Origin of the sequence: Pseudomonas sp. 2822-17, assembly GCF_002742485.1 — a bacterium.
In the GTDB taxonomy this organism is placed as follows: domain Bacteria; phylum Pseudomonadota; class Gammaproteobacteria; order Pseudomonadales; family Pseudomonadaceae; genus Aquipseudomonas; species Aquipseudomonas cyclaminis.
The window spans coordinates 1-16,221 of record NZ_LJRZ01000361.1 but is presented as its reverse complement, the minus strand read 5'-3'; the positions used below and the strand labels follow the sequence as shown (position 1 = coordinate 16,221).

At 65.0% G+C, this 16,221-nt stretch carries 4 protein-coding genes; all 4 read right to left on the bottom strand.

All coding sequences use genetic code 11. From position 1 onward, the window contains the following. Positions 1 to 86 precede the first annotated feature (86 nt). Entirely contained in the window at positions 87 to 12,605 is a 12,519-nt protein-coding gene (locus AOA60_RS09335; RefSeq protein ID WP_099584171.1) for a filamentous haemagglutinin family protein, read from the bottom strand. 183 nt (positions 12,606 to 12,788) lie between these two features. Continuing rightward, the gene (locus tag AOA60_RS09330; RefSeq protein ID WP_099584170.1) at positions 12,789 to 13,970 is read right to left on the bottom strand and encodes a substrate-binding domain-containing protein; all 1,182 of its coding nucleotides are present in this window, start codon (positions 13,968 to 13,970) and stop codon (positions 12,789 to 12,791) included. A gap of 473 nt (positions 13,971 to 14,443) precedes the next feature. Then, a complete protein-coding gene (gene gspF / locus AOA60_RS09325) occupies positions 14,444 to 15,655 on the bottom strand; it encodes a type II secretion system inner membrane protein GspF (protein WP_099584169.1) in 1,212 nt (403 codons plus the stop codon). Next, a partial coding sequence (locus AOA60_RS09320; RefSeq protein ID WP_178075340.1) for an ATPase, T2SS/T4P/T4SS family occupies positions 15,655 to 16,221 on the bottom strand: 567 nt, incomplete at its 5' end. The genes AOA60_RS09320 and gspF, both read right to left, overlap by 1 nt.

Below are 16,221 nucleotides of genomic sequence, written 5' to 3'. Positions count from 1 at the left end.
GGGGGCAAGCCCCCTCCCACATTTGAACATCGAAAAAAAACGGGGCGATCAAAGATCGCCCCAAAGTCCAACGAGAGGTCCTTGATCTACAAACTAATCTGCTTTCGCTCCTCATCCGTCAACCGCGCCCGCGCCTGTTCACTCAGCGGCCCGGCACCCAACACCTGCACCGGGCTGTTGGGGTTATACCCCGACGTTTTCTGCCCGTCTTCAGGCCCCCGCTGCACAGGCTCCGAACCAAAACTCAGCACCTCCACCGTCACAATCGAAGCCCTGCCCTGCTTCGCCGCCGCCTGCTGACTGCGCGCCGCGTCTTCTGCCGCCTGGGACGCCGCCGCACCCGCAGCACTGGCCGAGCTCATGGCCCCGGTGTTGACCGAGGCCGTCACCGGCACCCCGGACGACTTGCCCTGGGTCTGGATATTCGCCGCGTTCACCACCCGCAACGCGGCGATGTTGACGTTACCCGACACCCGTATCCCCGCCTCGCCCGCGTCGATGGTGCCCAACGGCGCGATCAGGTCGATGTCCCCTGCCGGCACTTCCGGGATCGGGTTCAGCGTGGCGATCCCCGCGCCGGTACTCGGCACCGACGGTGACAGGCCCACGTTGCCCCAGTTGTCGTAGACGCGCTTGGGTGGCGTATACACCACGGTGGTCTTGGAGCCACGACCGGCGTTGATGTCACCCTCGGCGGTCCAGCCCATGATCGAGCCACCAAAGGTGGTCATGATGCGGCTCTGCCCCAGCAGGATGCTGCCCATCGAATACAGCTGAATGTCACCGGCACCCTGGGTGATCACACCCGCCGTGGCCGGTGGCGCCGCGCCTTCGATGCCGAAGGTCTGGCCGCCGCCGGGGGTGAGCATCTGGATCGAGCCGCCGGCATTGGTGTGCACGCCCGAGCCGTTGAACAGGGTGATGTCGCCCTGGTAAGTGATCGGGTTGCCGGCCACGTCCTTGGTCGGGAACAACGCCGCAATCGCCGCACGGCCACGCAGGTAACTACCCTCGCGCACGCCGCCGTCCTGGTTGTACTCACGGCCGGCGGCCTTGAGTTCGGCAAAATACACGTCACGGGCAAACACCCGTTGTTGCTCGGCGGGCAATGCGGCGTAGTAAGCACGGGCCTGCGCGCTGTCGCCGGCAAAGCCGAAACGCTCGGCCAGCCAGGTGGCCAGTTCGTCCTCGTAGGTCTTGGCCACCTTGCCGCCCAGCAAGGACTCGCCCGCTTGTGCCTGGTTGAGCGGGTTCAGGTAGTTCTCTACGAACCGCTGGTAATCCGGCCCGTTGGCGCCGACACCCGCCTGCATGACGATGCTCGCGCCAGGGCGGTTGTCGCCCGGCAGCACTGCACCGAGGCTGGTCACACTGTGCTCGCCGCCCGTGCCTGTCAGCAGGATATTGCGCCCGGCCGACACTTCCAGCAGGCCAGGGCCGGCCACTTGGAAGTTGCTGTAGAGAATGTCGCGACCCGCAGACACGATGGAGATGTCGTTGGTGTTTTGGTGAATGAACAGATTGTCACTTGGCGCCGCCACAGCAAAACCATCGGTGCCAAAGGTACGGCCACTGCTGACGATATCCCGTCCGGCCATCATCCGTACCGCGCCATTGCCTTCATACCAGGTCTCACCTTCATGCACTGCGCCGGCGCTCTTCTGGAAGGTGATGATCCGACCGCTGCTCACCCCGATCAGGTCGCCGTCCATCGCGTAAAACCGTGCGGGTTCAGCACTGCCTGAGGATGAAGCCGCCGTGGTGCCGGCGCCGAATGCGAACAACGCCAGGTTGCTCGCGTTACCCGTGATCGACAGGTTACTGGCGACCACCGCGTTGCCAACCCGGCCTTGATACGCGGGATTCCACGGCGTCGCCATCGCGCTGTTCGCCGTGCCGGACTGGCTGACGGGCATGCCGCCGGCGTAGATCGAGTCCTGGGCGAGGAACTGCAACTGGCCGTTCTCGCCAGGCGCCAGCAGCAAGGGGTAGCTGTAGGTGTTGTCACCGTTGGTCTGCGCCTGCGCGGCTTTACCGTAATACAGGCTGCCGCCCGCTGCGGTCGCCCTGAGGATGGACGGGTAGACCACCGCCAGGTCGGCCGTCGCCTCGGAGCGGCTGAACGGTGTGAGGTTGCCGCCCAGTGAAAACAGATCAATCGCCGTGTCTTGGGTCCACAGCGTAAACCAGCTTGAACCGCTGCCGGGGTTCGCGCCTTGCGCAAAGGGTGATACGTGCGAAAGCTGAACGCGGCCCGGGTCTTCGACGTTCTGCACCACCAGGTCACCCAGGGTCTGCAGGTTGAAGGTGGCATCACCGGGCACCAGGGTCATGCCGCCACGGGCAACGCTTCGCGTGGCAACCTCGGGGTCGAACGCGCGGGTTTCGCCAGGGCTTTGGGTGGGGGCGATGCTGCCGTACAGCAAGTCGACGCTGCCCACACTGAGGCTGCGCAACTGCACATCACCGCGCAGGTTGACCAGCACACCATCGCGATGGTCCGCCGTCGCAGCCACGCTGGCCGGGTTCAGCGCACCACCGATGCGCACGCGCAAATCGCCGCCGCCGGTCAATTGCTGGCTGCCATCGCTGGCAATCCGGCCCGTGCTGCCGACGGCCAGGACCAGGCCCTGGCTATGGGGGTTGGCTCCGGAGCCATTGAGGTCGTAACCCAAGGTATCCAGCACCCCGGCGTTGCCGCCCACGTTCACGTCCAGATTGCCGCCGCCGAGGGTGCCGAAGCCGGTGAAACCGAGCATTTTGTCTGCTGCAGTGGTGGCGGTGTAGCTGCCAAAATTGATCCACCACGCGGTAGCTTGAGCCTGCCCGCCCGTAGCGACATCACCACTGCCCTGGCGCCACAGCCAGTTGCCGACCGCCGCCGAGTCCACCCCGGCATCCTGAGGGTTGGGGCGCGTCCGGCTGGCGGTGGTGCTGGTGATATTGCCGGTCAGGTCACCGCCGACATTCAGGGTCACATTGCCCCCCGCTTGCGGGTACCAGGCCCGGTAGAGACTGGTGGGTGAGCCGTTGACGAACTGTTCAAAGTAGCTGCCTGGGTCGTTCAGCACGCTGCCGGACGGCTGCGCCTTGGGCAGGTTGTAAGGGTCGCCGGCGAACGTGCCAGTCGATGACGTGCCCGCGGTATACACGCCGTACAGCGAATCCATGCTCAAGCTGCCCGCGCTCAACAGTTCCAGGTCGCCGCTGCCGGTGCGGATCACACTGAAGCGGGTACTCGAAGGCGTCGCCGCATATTCGGTCTTGCTCTGGGCCGCACAATATTCGGGAGCAATGGCGCACACCTCCTCCACCGTCGGCAATTGCAGGCTGGCGAGGAACTCATTGGTGATCACCGCCCCCACGGGAATGATCACGCCGGACTGGTTCAACAGATCATCGGCCGCTTGCTGCGTCCACACGTAGGTGACTTTGATCGCGCAATACTCCGGCGCACCGGCACAGAAATCTTCAATCGACCCCAGGCTCAAGTCATTGAGCAATTGCTGGTCGATAGGGTCGCCCTCTTTGATGTCCAACCCGGCCTCGCTCAGCACCGCCACCGCTGCGGCGGTCCAGGTCTGGACGCCCTTGCTCGGCAATTCCTTGGCATACATGCCGTAGTGATTGTCCGCCAAGTGAATATCACCGCTGCGCGGGTGGGCTTGCAGCAAACGGCTGTCCGCCGCCTCGGTGTCGGCACCGGCCACCAGGCGCAACGACCACGACTGGGTGCCTTCGGCCAGCATCGGCGAGATGGCCCACACCTGGCCGGCGTCGCCGGACACGCCGACCCGCAACTGCACCGAGGCCGCCCCGTTGGGCAACTTCACATCGGTGCCGGCGGGGATCAGCGCGCCCTTCGGCAAGTCCTTGGTGCCACTCAGTTGCACACTGTTGTTGGCCAGGTTCGCACCGTGCACCGTCGGCAGCGGCACGCCTTTGGGCCAGGTCATGTCTTGCAGGCGGGTGCCTTGGGTCAACAGTGTCCCGGCGCCCAGCTGGGTGCCCGCCACCAGGGTCTGCGCCTCACCGAGCAACGTACCGGCGGCGAACAACAGATTGCCCCCGGCATCGCGTATGTCGGCCGCCAATACACTGCCCGCCGGCAGCACCACGTCCTGGCCCAATGTCGCGGCCACCGGCAAACGGGTGCCGGCGGCGACCGTCAGGCCCTTGATCGGCAGGTCGTAGTTCAACGTACTGCCCGCCGGGAAAGCCGTGCCGTCCGCCAGGGTCACACCATTGCCCGGCACCACGATGGTGCCGCCGCTGAAGTCCACACCGGGTAGCAGCACCCAGCCCTTGTCATCTTCGGACAGCGGCGGTTTGGCGAAGCCATCGTTGATGCTGCCGTAGATATTCAGGTCACCGCCGGCGCGCAGGGTCAGGCTGCCGGACTCACCGGAGCCGTAGACATTGTTGTCCTTCTGGCTATTGGGATTGAGGCTGGCATAGCGATAACCGGACAAGTCCAGGTCGCCCTGCACCACCAGGTCGCCGTCAGGGGTCTTGCTGACGATTTCCACGCCGGGGCGCAGGTGGAAGGCGTCGGCGTAGGTGGCGTTGTTCAGGCCGGCGAGTTTGTTCTGCGTCAGCTGTGTGTTGAGCAAGGCGGCATCGATGAAATCAACGGCCAGCTTGTGCTTATCATTCAGATAATCCTGAGTGATCTGCTGATACGGCCTGCCACTGGCGGTCGGATCATTTTTCTGCGGTGCATCGTCGTAGCTCGCCATGCCGTTGAGGGTGATCGAGCGCGCGCCCTGAATGGTCAAGCGTCCGCTGGCGTCGATTGCCACGTCATTGCCCCCCAACCGGGGTGCGTTCAGTTCCAGAGTGCCGCGATTGCGTCCGTCATTGCCGACAGCCGCGCCGGTGCCGTGGCGCAGGTCGATGCGCACGCCATCGGCGAGAGTCAGTTGGCCGCTGCCGGAGCCCAGCACCACCATGGCGCGGTTCGGCGAGTCGATGATCTTGCCGTAGCTGTCCACCCGCAGCTTGCTGCCGTGGGCGTCGAGCACTGCGGTGCTGTCCAGGGTCAGGCCGTTTTTGCCGGCCAGGGTGATGCTGCCGACGCGCTCACCGCTGGCGTCCACCAGCCCGGTTACGCGCAGGCTGCCGTTGTCCACGGACACGCTGACAGTGCCGGCCTTGAGCCCGTTGCCGATGGTCAGGTCGCCCTGCTTGAGCTGGAAGCTGCGCGCGCCGAACACCTCGCCCTGATTCAGGCGCTGGTTGAGGTCGGCAAACTGCTGGTCCAGAGCGCCGCTGCTGCCCAGGCGCTGGGCCTGGATCTCCACGGTACCGGCCGGCTGCGGCAACGAGGTGCCACCGGCGTTGTAATAACCACTGCTGCTGCCGAGGATCTTGCCTTGCAAATCGACGATGCCGCCTGCCGCATCCGTCGCCACCGCACGCAACTTGCCGGCCTGGTTGTGCTTGGCGGACAGGTCGATGGTCGAGCCCGCCGCCTGCAGGATATTGCCGCTGCGGCTGTCGAGCAGCACGTCGCCGCCCCAACCGTATTGGGTCACGTCGTTGAAGGTGATCCCACGACCGGCCACATCGATCAGCGCGTCATCGGTCAACAGCACATCGCCCCGCGCACTGAGGCTGACTTTGCCGCTGGGCAACACCACCGCAGTGGCCACACGGATGCTGTCGCCTTGCAGGGACAGCGTGGCGCCCTGGCCGCTGGCGCTGCCACGGGGGCCTGCCGAAGCGCCGATATCGATCGCATCGCCGGCCTTGATCGTGTTCACCGAACCGGCCTCACCGGTCATCAGCGGGGTGCGGATGGTCAGGTTGCCGCCGCTGTACTGGAAGCCGCTGACCGGGTCATAGGCGCCCTGGCGCTGGTAGACCGACAGGCTGCCCTTGTGGTTGGCGGTGATGCGCTCGCTGGCATTGAGGTTGACGTTGGCAAAGCCCAGGGCCAGGCGGTCGAAGCTTTTCACGTTGCTTGGCTGGCCAAAGTCGCCGTAGCCAAACTCGATGCGTTCGGCATTGATATCCAGGCGTCCGCTGCCGGTGCCTGCGCCGCCCGTCACCACCGCGCCGGGGGCGTTGGTCGCGCCCAGCCAGATCAGGTTGGCGGTGTGAATGGTCGCCACATCGCTGGCACCGCCGGCGCCATACATGGCCGGGGTGGACAGCATCAGGTTGCTCAGCAGCGACTTGCCGGTCAGCGGGTCATAGGTGTCGAGGCTGGCGCTGCCGTAGAAGTTAAAACCGTCACGCGCCGACAGCTGCAAGGTCTCCAGGGCCGGTGCGCCCAGTTGCGTATCGCCGCGCAGCAGGCGGTCGAGCAGCGTCTGGTTGAGGGTCAGGCCGGCTGGCAAGCGGTTCGCGGCGGCTGCGGCGGCGAGGGCTTCGACGCTGCCCAGGTTGATGGTGCTCACGCCCAGGTTGAGGTGACGGGTGCCATAGCGCACCTGGTCGCCGAGTTGGAAGCTGCTGTCGGTCAGGGCCACGATGCTGCCATCGGAATACAACCCGGTCTGGCCCAGGCATGCGCTACTGCCGCAGGCGCCCACGTTGATACCACCGCTGATCACGCCAGCGGGCTGGACGGCACCGACCACGTTGAGCAACCCGTTGGACACCGCGAGCATATTGGCAACCTGGTAGATAAAACCATCGCGGGCATCGTAGCTGGCGGCGCCCTGCCCCAGGGTATTGATCGAAGCACCCTGCTCGACCACGATGGCGCCGGTGTTGCTCACCAGGAACACCTCGGGCGCAGCCAGCGTGGCGCCCGCACGCAGGGTCACGTTGCTATTGGCGGCATTCACACCCGATGCCAGGCCGATGAAGTTACCCGACTGGCCATACTCCACCGCAGTCAAGCCACCCACCATCAGCCTTGAGGCACCGATGGCATTGAGGGTGTCGGCTTTAAGGGTAATGCCGGAAAAACCGGCGGTCGCCGAGGCGTCGGCGGCGACCACTTCGATACCCTGGCGACTCGGGTCCACCACCGCGACCGTGCCGCCATATCCGCCCGTCGCGGCATCAAAACGTCCGATACCGTCGAAGGCGAATGCATCGGCGCCCTGGCCGGGGCGCAATGCCAGTTTCAGGGTCTTGGCGTCGACTTCCAGCAGTGGGCGCGGCACGCCCAGCCTGGCCGCGTCGGCTTTGGCGAACTGGGCGTAACTGGTTTCGTTGTATTGGGAATAACGGCGCAGGGTGTCCGCCGAGGTCAGGATCAACTGGCTGGCGATGCTGTTGCGGATCCCGGTGTGGGCAATCGACAGCTGCCCGGCCGTCGACCACGAGCCATTGCGCATCAGGGTGGTCGCGGCGTCGCTGCCGAGCCCGGCCAGGCCATTGATCTCCACGCGAAAGGCGCCGGGCATCAAGGCATACGTCGAGGGCATCAAGGTGTAGGTGCCCGCCGGCAACCCCGGCACACCCGCGCCAATGGTCACCTGCTGGCCCACCAGCGGCGCCACGGCACCGCCCTCGGCGGCCACCGGCGCCGCGCCGGGTTGCACGCCCGGCACAATCGCGTAGATCGGGTTGGTGGACAGCCCCGGCAGCACAAACCCACCGTTGGCGCCAAATTGCACCAGCGGGTTGTAACGCGCATCCGTGGAACCGCCGCGCCCGGAAACAAAACCGGCGCCGAGCAGCTCGCCACCGCCCGACAGGTCCAGGATGGCATCCGGCTGCACCGCAACCGACTGGCCGCCCAGAATGACGCCGACGCTCAAGTCGCTGTTGGTATTGGCCAGTCCGCCCTGACCGAGGAATGTCACGGTCTTGCCGTTGTAGGTGTAGACCTGCCCGTCCAGCGTGCCGCCATAGGGCAATACCAGCCCCTTGCCGCTCACCGAGGTGACGCTGCCCGGCAACAATTGCACCAGGCTGCTGCCCATGCTGCCGATATCGATCAAGCCCAGGGGCGCGCGCACCACGCCGCCTTGCTTGACGGTGGCCGCACCCAGTTGCAGACGCCCGAATGCCGAATACGGCAGGGGCGCGTCCGTGCTGCCGACGCGGCCAATCGTCAATGTGCGCAACGGATCAAAGTCCAGGCCCAGATTCAGCGTGGTTGATTCGCCAAGGTAGCCAGCGATCACTCGGGCACTGACGTCTGAGCTCGGGTACACCTGCGCCGCCCGCAGGGTCATGTCGCCCTGGGTCAGCAACTGGGTACTGACCCCGGTGATGATGTCGTTTGCGGAGGCGCCGGCCAGAAAGCGCAGATCGCCCTGGCTGGTCAGGTTGACGTGGTCAAAGCCACGGCGCTCAAGGCTCGCCAGGCTATTGTCGGCGTTATACAAACTGCTGCGGTTACCGAAGATCACGTTGCCGCGCACTTCCACCAGGTCGCCGTCGGCATTGAACTGCGCCTCGGTTGCGCGCTGGGACGGCGCCGGCAGCACCGGCACCGGACGCACATACAGATCCTTGCCGGTTTCGGGCGGCGCGAGGTAGCCCGCCAGCAACAGGTGCGGCGCCTTGAGGTTGATACGGGAGTTGCCTGCCGCGTTTTCACTGAGCCCATAACCCCGGCTGTAAAGGCGCAGGCTCTGGCCCATGTCCAGGCTCACATCGCCGTCAAAGCTCAGCAGGCCATTGCTCAGCAGCGCGAGGTTATCGAAGCCGCCAGCAGTGACTTGATCCACGCCCAGGCGGCCATGCCCGTACTCCAGGCTGTCGCCCAGCGCAGTCGGTTGATGCACCTGGCTCACGACCAGGTCACGGACCTTGAGCACCCGGTCGGTGAGCCCGGCTTTCTGGTAATACGGGCTCTCCAGCACCAGGTTGAGACTACCGCCTGCCGCGCCAACACCACCGGCTTTGGCGACCAGGCTGCCGTCCAGGTACAGGCCGTTGTTCGAGGCCAGGCTGATGCTGCCGCCGTTGCTGGCGACCGCCACCGCGCCCTGCCCTGGAACATTCAGCAAGGCCTGGGTGCCGGACGCGTCCAGGCGCGCACCCTCACGTACCACCACGAACAAGTCGCTGGCCGTGGTCAGGCCGGTGTTCAGGTCAAGGGTGCCGCCAATGTTGATCGTGCCGCCGTCGCGTACCACGCCGTAGGTGCGCCCCCGGAAGTCCACTGCCGTGGCCGCCCGCGCCGCCACGTCGATCAATGCCTGTTCGCCAATCCAGATCGAGCGGTCATGGCCGCTGGCGTTCACTGCCTCCGACGCGCCAGTGGTCAAGCCACCCAAGGTGACGCTGCCGCCCCAGGCATTGAGCGTGCCGTCCAGGGTCAATTGCCCGATGCTGCGCAGCTGGATGGCTTGGCCGGGGTCGACGTTGATCACCGCGCCGTGGCCCACCGTCAGGGCTGTGCTCGCCATCTGCGCAGCGCCGGCGAAGACCGTGCCGGCGGTGAGGCTCAAGCCGGCGCCTCGGCGCTGGGTCAGCACGCCCTTGGTGGCGTCCTCCTGGTACAGCGGCGGCGTCCATTGCTCCAGGGCCGTGGCGGCATCGCTGCCGGTCGGCACTGTGGACGCTTGCGTACCCAAGCGATAGGTCGGCACGCTGACATCCACTTGGGTGCCGTCGGTGACGATCAGCCCTTCGTTGCCCGTGATGTCGTAGGCCGAGAACCCCTTATTGAAAAAGTCGCCGGCCAGTCGCAGCGTGTCGCTGTCCACCGCACCCGCGCTGTCGCCGATCTGCACCTTGCGAGCCTGCAACGCCAGGGTGCCGCCGCCGTTCACGCCGTAGCCGCGCACGTCGCCATCCAGGCCCAGGGCACCGAGCGCGCCCAGCGTCACGCTGCCACCCTTGCCGCCGATGAGCTTGCCGTCTACGCCAAGGGTCGCGCCGGAAGACACGTCCACCTCACTGCCCGCCGCCAGGTTGACGTTGTTCGAGCTGCGCAACGAGACCTTGCCGCCATTGACATACGCCACGCCGGTGCTGTTGGCCGGGTCAAGCAGCAGGTTGTTCCAGCGACCACGGGCATCGAGCTTGACGCCGGCCGCGACATTCACACTCGAACCCCCGGCCAGGGTCGTGTCTTCGACCGCGCCGGCCTTGAGTGGGTTGACCTGGCTGAGGATGTTGCCGGCATTGATGCTGCCACCCAGGGCCGTCAGATTCGCGTTGATATCAACCCTCGGCCCGAACAGGGTGATGTCGCCCCCATCCGCCACGCTGAGCGCGCCATTGACCGTCGCCTGCTGCCGGGCCGCGACCTTGATCGCGCCCAACGGGTTGCCACTGAGCTGCCCGCTGTCGAGCAGGATCTTGCCCTGGCGCTCCTGGGGCAAGGCGGTGGCGAGGTCCAGGCCATCGGCGATGTTTGCCAGGTTGCCGTCGAGCGACACCTCGTCGGCGTTCGCCCCCAAGGCATAGCGCAAGGTGCCGGTGGTCTTGTTGTAGATCGGCGTGTATTGGCCAATGATCAACTGCGCAAGCTGGGCCATGGCCTTCTGGGATTGCTGGTAACCGTCGAGGTTGATGTTTGGCGCCTGGGTCTGGCGATCCCCCTGGAACACCGCGCTGATCATCTGGCCTTCCAGCACCGCGCTGGCGGTGCTCACCACCAGCTTGCCGGCGTCACGCCCCACGATATAACCGGCCTCGTTACGGCCTTGCGGAGCAATCATCGGGTTGTAGTAGTACTCGGTCTGGCCCCAGCGAACGCTGGTGTCTTCATAGCCCTTGTAGATACCCGAATAAAGGATGTCACCCGGCGCCCTGGACAACTCGTACAAGCGTCGATCCGGGCCCTTGAGCCAGGTTTGCCGGATATAGCCGCCTTGCACATCCACGGTGCCGCCCGACAGGTTGATCTGCGCGCCCTGCTGGGTCACCACATCCTTGCCGGTAAACGTCACGGTACCGCCCTGGGCCATCCATTCACCCACCGAATGGCCCTGGGTGCCAAGGTAGCCGCCGACTTCCAGCAGACCGCCAGCGGTGTACCAACGGTCGGTGGCATAGCCATTGGTACCGGCCGGGACAAACACCAGGTCGCGCAAGTCCACCCACACGTCGTTGTTGATCAGTTGCCCATTGTCGCGGTTGACCGGCGCATCCCGCTGCTCGTTGCCCTGCACATTGATCTTGATGTTATTGGCTTCCATCGACACCTTGACGCCCACGGCGCCTGACACGTCGATCATCGCGCCATCGCGCACCAGGCTGCGCTGGCCCGCGCTGACCGCCACCTGGCCGCCGGTGGCGAGGGTGATCGAGCCTTTCTGGAAGTCCACGGTGCCGCCGCTGACGATCTCGATCCGCGACTGGTCAGTGCGGTCGGCCACGGCGCTGAGGTGGTTGAACTGCCCACCGATCAGGTTGGCGGGCGTACCGTCGAGCTTGATCAGGCCGTTGTCTTTCTGGCTGTTGAGGGCGGTGCTGCCGCTGGCGTCCAGCAGGATCGCAGTGGTGCTGCCCTCGCCCAGGGTGATGCTGCCCGTGGTGTCGCTGGCCGAATTGAGCAAGTGAATGGAGCCACGGGTGTCCACCGAGGTGCTGGCCAGGGCCACGCCGTTTTGCTGCACATTGTGCCCGGTCAGGGTGACGTCGCCGGTGGCAGCCATGATCAGGCCGTTGTTGATCACCGTTCCCGCCGTGCTGCCGGTTTTCAGGCTGGCGGCGACCTCATTGCCACGGGTGGTGGAACGCTCGTTGCCCGCCGTGCCCACGCCTTTGCGGATGTAGAAACTGTCGCCGGCGGCCAGGGTGGTCTGGCCCTTGGCGGTGATGATCGTGCCGGCGTTTTCCACTTCGCTGCCGAGCAGCAAGGCATAGCCGCCCGCGTCGGTGGAGGTGGCGGCGTTGTGGGTCTGGATCAACGCACCGCGCTGTACCTCGACCTTGCCCGCCGCATCGGTGAACGTCGGTTGTGTGCCATTGGTGTCGACATAGAGACCGCGCTGGGTGAACTGGTCATCGGTGATCGTCGCGGCCGCCGCCACCAGGTTGCGCACATTGACCTGGCTGGTGCCGCTGAAGACCACGCCGTTACGGTTCATGATCATCACCGTGCCGGCGCCCTTGATCTGGCCCTGGATCTCGCTGGGCCGTGAATCAGGATCATTGACGCGGTTGAGCACCGCCCAGGTCGACTGCTGCTGGAAATCCACGGTGGTGTTGCGCCCGACGTTGAAGGTCTCCCAATTGAGGATCGCCTTGTCGGCGGTCTGCTCGATGCTCACCGTGGTCTTGCCGCCCGCCTGGGTCTGGGTCGGTGCCTTGGCGTTGGTCCAGCCCTGGGTCAGGCTGTTATCCACCTGCAGGCCGCCCTTGCCGAGGCCATCGGGAATCGTCGAAACCTGACCGAACGCCGCCTGCCGACCCGCCGCCTGCGCCGCCTGTTGCGCCGCAATAGCCGCGACCGTGGTGTTGAGCGTGCTGATGGAGCGCGCCAACTGCTGGTTGACCCGCGCCTGCTGGTTCAGCGTCGGTACCGACGGCATCTGCCCCGCATTGATCCGCGCCGCCGTCGTCGCCTGGGTCGCCCCCTTGGCCGCGAACCAGGCCGGGCTGAACGCCGTCGCCGCATGGGCATTGCCCGCCACCACCAACAAGGCAATGACCTGGGCCAGAGGCTTGAGGCGCAACACAGTCTGGGCGTGCGAGCCCTGGGCATTCAGCTTGAGCGTGGGTGTGCAGCGGACCATCGGGAATCTTCCTTCTTTGTAATCGCCAGGCGCAAGACAGGCTCACGTATGAGGGTTAGGCGGTTGGCGAGGGGCGGGACTGAACTTCTGTCATGCAAAGTTCATAAAGGGCTGCTAACGCAAAAAAATCAGCAACGGCACGGGCCGTTGCTGATCGGTGTTGCGGGTCGTTGAAAGCCTGGGTTACAGCGGACGACCGATGGCGTTGCAGACGCTGGTGTTACCGATGCCTTGAGCGCTGGAAGCGGTGGCGAAGGTGTCACGCACGGCTTTTTTCCAGTTGGCTGGCAACGGCACGAAGCGGTTGTTGTTGATGGCGGTGTCGTTGTTGATCAGGTTGCCGTAGTGGCGGTTGAAGAACGCACGGACCTGGGTGGTCTGGGTGGCGTCGGCGTAGCACTGGCTGAAGATCACGTTAGTGAAGCCCAGGATCGGGTAGCCGCTGGACGGGTAAGCGAAAGTCGCCGGGCCGCTGGCGGTAGCCGCGAAGACCGGTACCCAGTTGTCCTGGTTGGTCGCGTCGATGAACGAACCATCAGCACGGGCTTCGGTTGGCGCAGGGATCTGGCTGATGGCGGTGGAAACGTTGGCAGGCGCAGGCGAAACACCGCCCACTTTGGCAACTTTGGTGGCGTCATCCAGACCGGCCAGGGTGGTCGCCGCGTAGTCCGGGCTCATGTAGGTGATCGCGCCATCTTGCGCGTTCAGCGCGGTCATTACGCCTTGGCTGCCGGTGGCTGCCACTGCGCCAGCAGGCAAGCCTGCACCGTAGCTGGACGAAAAGGTGGTGGTCACGGCGAACGGCTGCGTCTCAGCGCACTTGGCGTTGAGGAAGCGGGTGAACAGCTCGGTGGTACCGCTGGACTCGCTGCGGTAGATCACTTTGATCGCGCCGGTGCGACCCGAACCCGTGATCTGGCTCCAGTCGGTCAAGCGGCCCGAAAACACGCCGCACAGCTGGTTCACGCTCAGATCAACCGCGTTGGCACCGGCCTTGTTGAACGGAATGGCAACCGAAGTGGCCACCGAAGGCGCCTGGATCAATTTGCCCCAGGTCGGTTGCTTGTTGGTTTTGTAAGCCAACAGTTCGGCCGCCGTCAGCTTGGAATCGCTGCCTGCCCAGTGCACGTTCTTGTTGGTCACGCCAGCCACGAACTTGGTGTAGTCGTTGTTCAGGAACGCCGACTTGCCGTTGCCGCTGCCCACGCCGATGTAGGCGGCGAAGCCAGTGGTGAGCACGCCGGAGGTCTGGTAAAGCGGCTGTGGCAGGGTTGCGCCGCCGCCGTTGATGTCAGCCATTGCAGCCTGGGCCGAGCACAGTGCAGCGAGGGTCATGGATACCGCGAGAACGTTGCGCTTAAACATGAAGAATCTCCTTTCGTCGTGTTTGTACGTTTGGGGTAGATGGCTCTTGCATGACGCCATGGCTTCGGTCCCAAGGCCGTGATGCGGGGGTGGCCGGGGGTGAAAACCATGGAGAGAAAGTCGCAGTTTCCGATGACAGATGTAGGAAAAAACCTCGGGAGGAAGCACTTGATTTTAAAAAGATTCTCGGGTGTTTTGGTCATGGTTTTGAGCGGTTTGGCGGCAGATGACAGCGAGGTTTCAGCGTGGGTTTCGTCAAGGCTGCACGGGCTGTGACAAGGGGCGTGGATATGACGGAATGAGGAACCCGAGGTTGGGGTCTGGCGATATTGGCCCGGCCCAAAAATCAACTGAACAGAAAAGGTCCAATGTGGGAGGGGGCTTCTGTGGCAAGCCCGCTCACCACAAGAGCCTCGTTTGCTAAGGTTATGTTTTCACCAAAGCCCCCCTCCCACATTTTTTACAGCGTGTCGTCAGGTGACGAGTTGGTTGATCTCGATGATCGGCAACAGCACCGCCATCACAATCACCAGCACCACGGCGCCCATGACCACGATCATCAGCGGCTCCAGCAACGCGGTCATGCCCATGGCGCGCCGCTCGATATCCCGCGACAGGGTTTGCGCCGCACGCTCCAGCATCGGCGGCAGCGAGCCGGTTTTTTCGCCGCTGGCAATCAGGTGGATCAGCACCGGCGGAAAGACTTTCTCCACCGCCAGCGCCGGCGCCAGGTTGACGCCTTCACGCACCTTGGCGGTGGCATCGTTGACGCACTGGCTCAGGCGCTCGTTGGACAAGGTCTGCCGCGCCGCCTCCAGCGCCCGCAACAACGGCACGCCGGCACCGCCGAGGATTGCCAGGGTCGAGGCAAACCGCGCCGTGTTCAGGCCCAGCACAAAGCGCCCGATCAGCGGCAGGCGCAGCACGCGGCTGTGCCAATTCAAGCGCGCCACCGGGTTGCGCAGGTACAGGCGCCAGCTCCAGAAACCGCCGACGATCCCGGCAAAACACAGCCAGCCCCAGGCGCGGATAAAGTCGCTGGCGTTGAGCATCGCCAGGGTCAGGCCCGGCAGGTCCTGGCGCGCCTGGGAAAACGCGCTGACCACCTGGGGCACCACGTAACTCAGCAAAAAAATCACAATGCCGATGGACACCAGCCCCACCACACCGGGGTAGATAAATGCAGTGAGGATTTTGCCGCGCAGGTTGTTGCGTTCCTCGATGTAGTCGGCCAGGCGCTCCATCACCTGGGCGAGGTCACCGGATTCCTCCCCCGCCGCGATCAACGCGCGGTAGATCGACGGGAAATCCCGTGGCCGCGCCGCCAGCGCATCCGCCAGGCGCATGCCGCCGCGCACGTCGCCACGCACGGCCGCCAACGTCTGGGCGATGTGCTTTTTCTCGGCCTGCTCCACCGTGGCACTCAGCGCCGCCTCCAGCGGCAGGCTGGCACCGAGCAGGCTCGCCAGTTGCCGCGTGGCCCAGGCCAGGTCGTTGTCCGACAGCTTGGCGGCGAACAGGCTGCTGCCGGCGGTGGTTTGCTGATGGCCTTCGACCTGCACCAGCAGCGCGGTCAGGCCACGGCTGCGCAGCACGGCAAACGCCCCGCTCTGGCTGTCGGCCTCCAGGTGCCCGGCCTCGACGTTGCCGTTGGCGTCGGCGGCTTCATAGCGATAGCGATTCATCAGGTGTCCCGTGTCACGCGCAGGATTTCTTCGGGGGCGGTGGCGCCGCTGCGTACCCAGCGCTCACCGTCCTCACGCATGCTGAACATCCCGGCCCGGCGCGCGGCGAGGCGCAAATCCTGCTCGCCGGCGCCCTGGTGGATCAGGCTGCGCACATCGTCGTCTACGCAAAACAACTCATGGATACCGGTGCGGCCGCTGTAACCGACCTGGTTGCAATGTGAACATCCCACCGGACGCCAGGTGCCCGGCGCGGCCGGGTCCTCCTGCTTGCAATGGGGGCACAGGCGCCGCACCAACCGCTGGGCCAATACTCCCAGCAATGACGATGCCAACAGGAACGGCTCGACGCCCATATCGATCAAGCGATTGACCGCCGACACCGCGTCGTTGGTGTGCAAGGTGGCCAGCACCAAGTGCCCGGTGAGCGAGGCCTGCACGGCGATCTGCGCGGTTTCCAGGTCGCGAATTTCGCCGATCATGATGATGTCCGGGTCCTGGCGCAGGATCGCCCGCAATGCCAGCGCGAAGGTCATGTCGATCTTGGCGTTGACCTGGATCTGGCT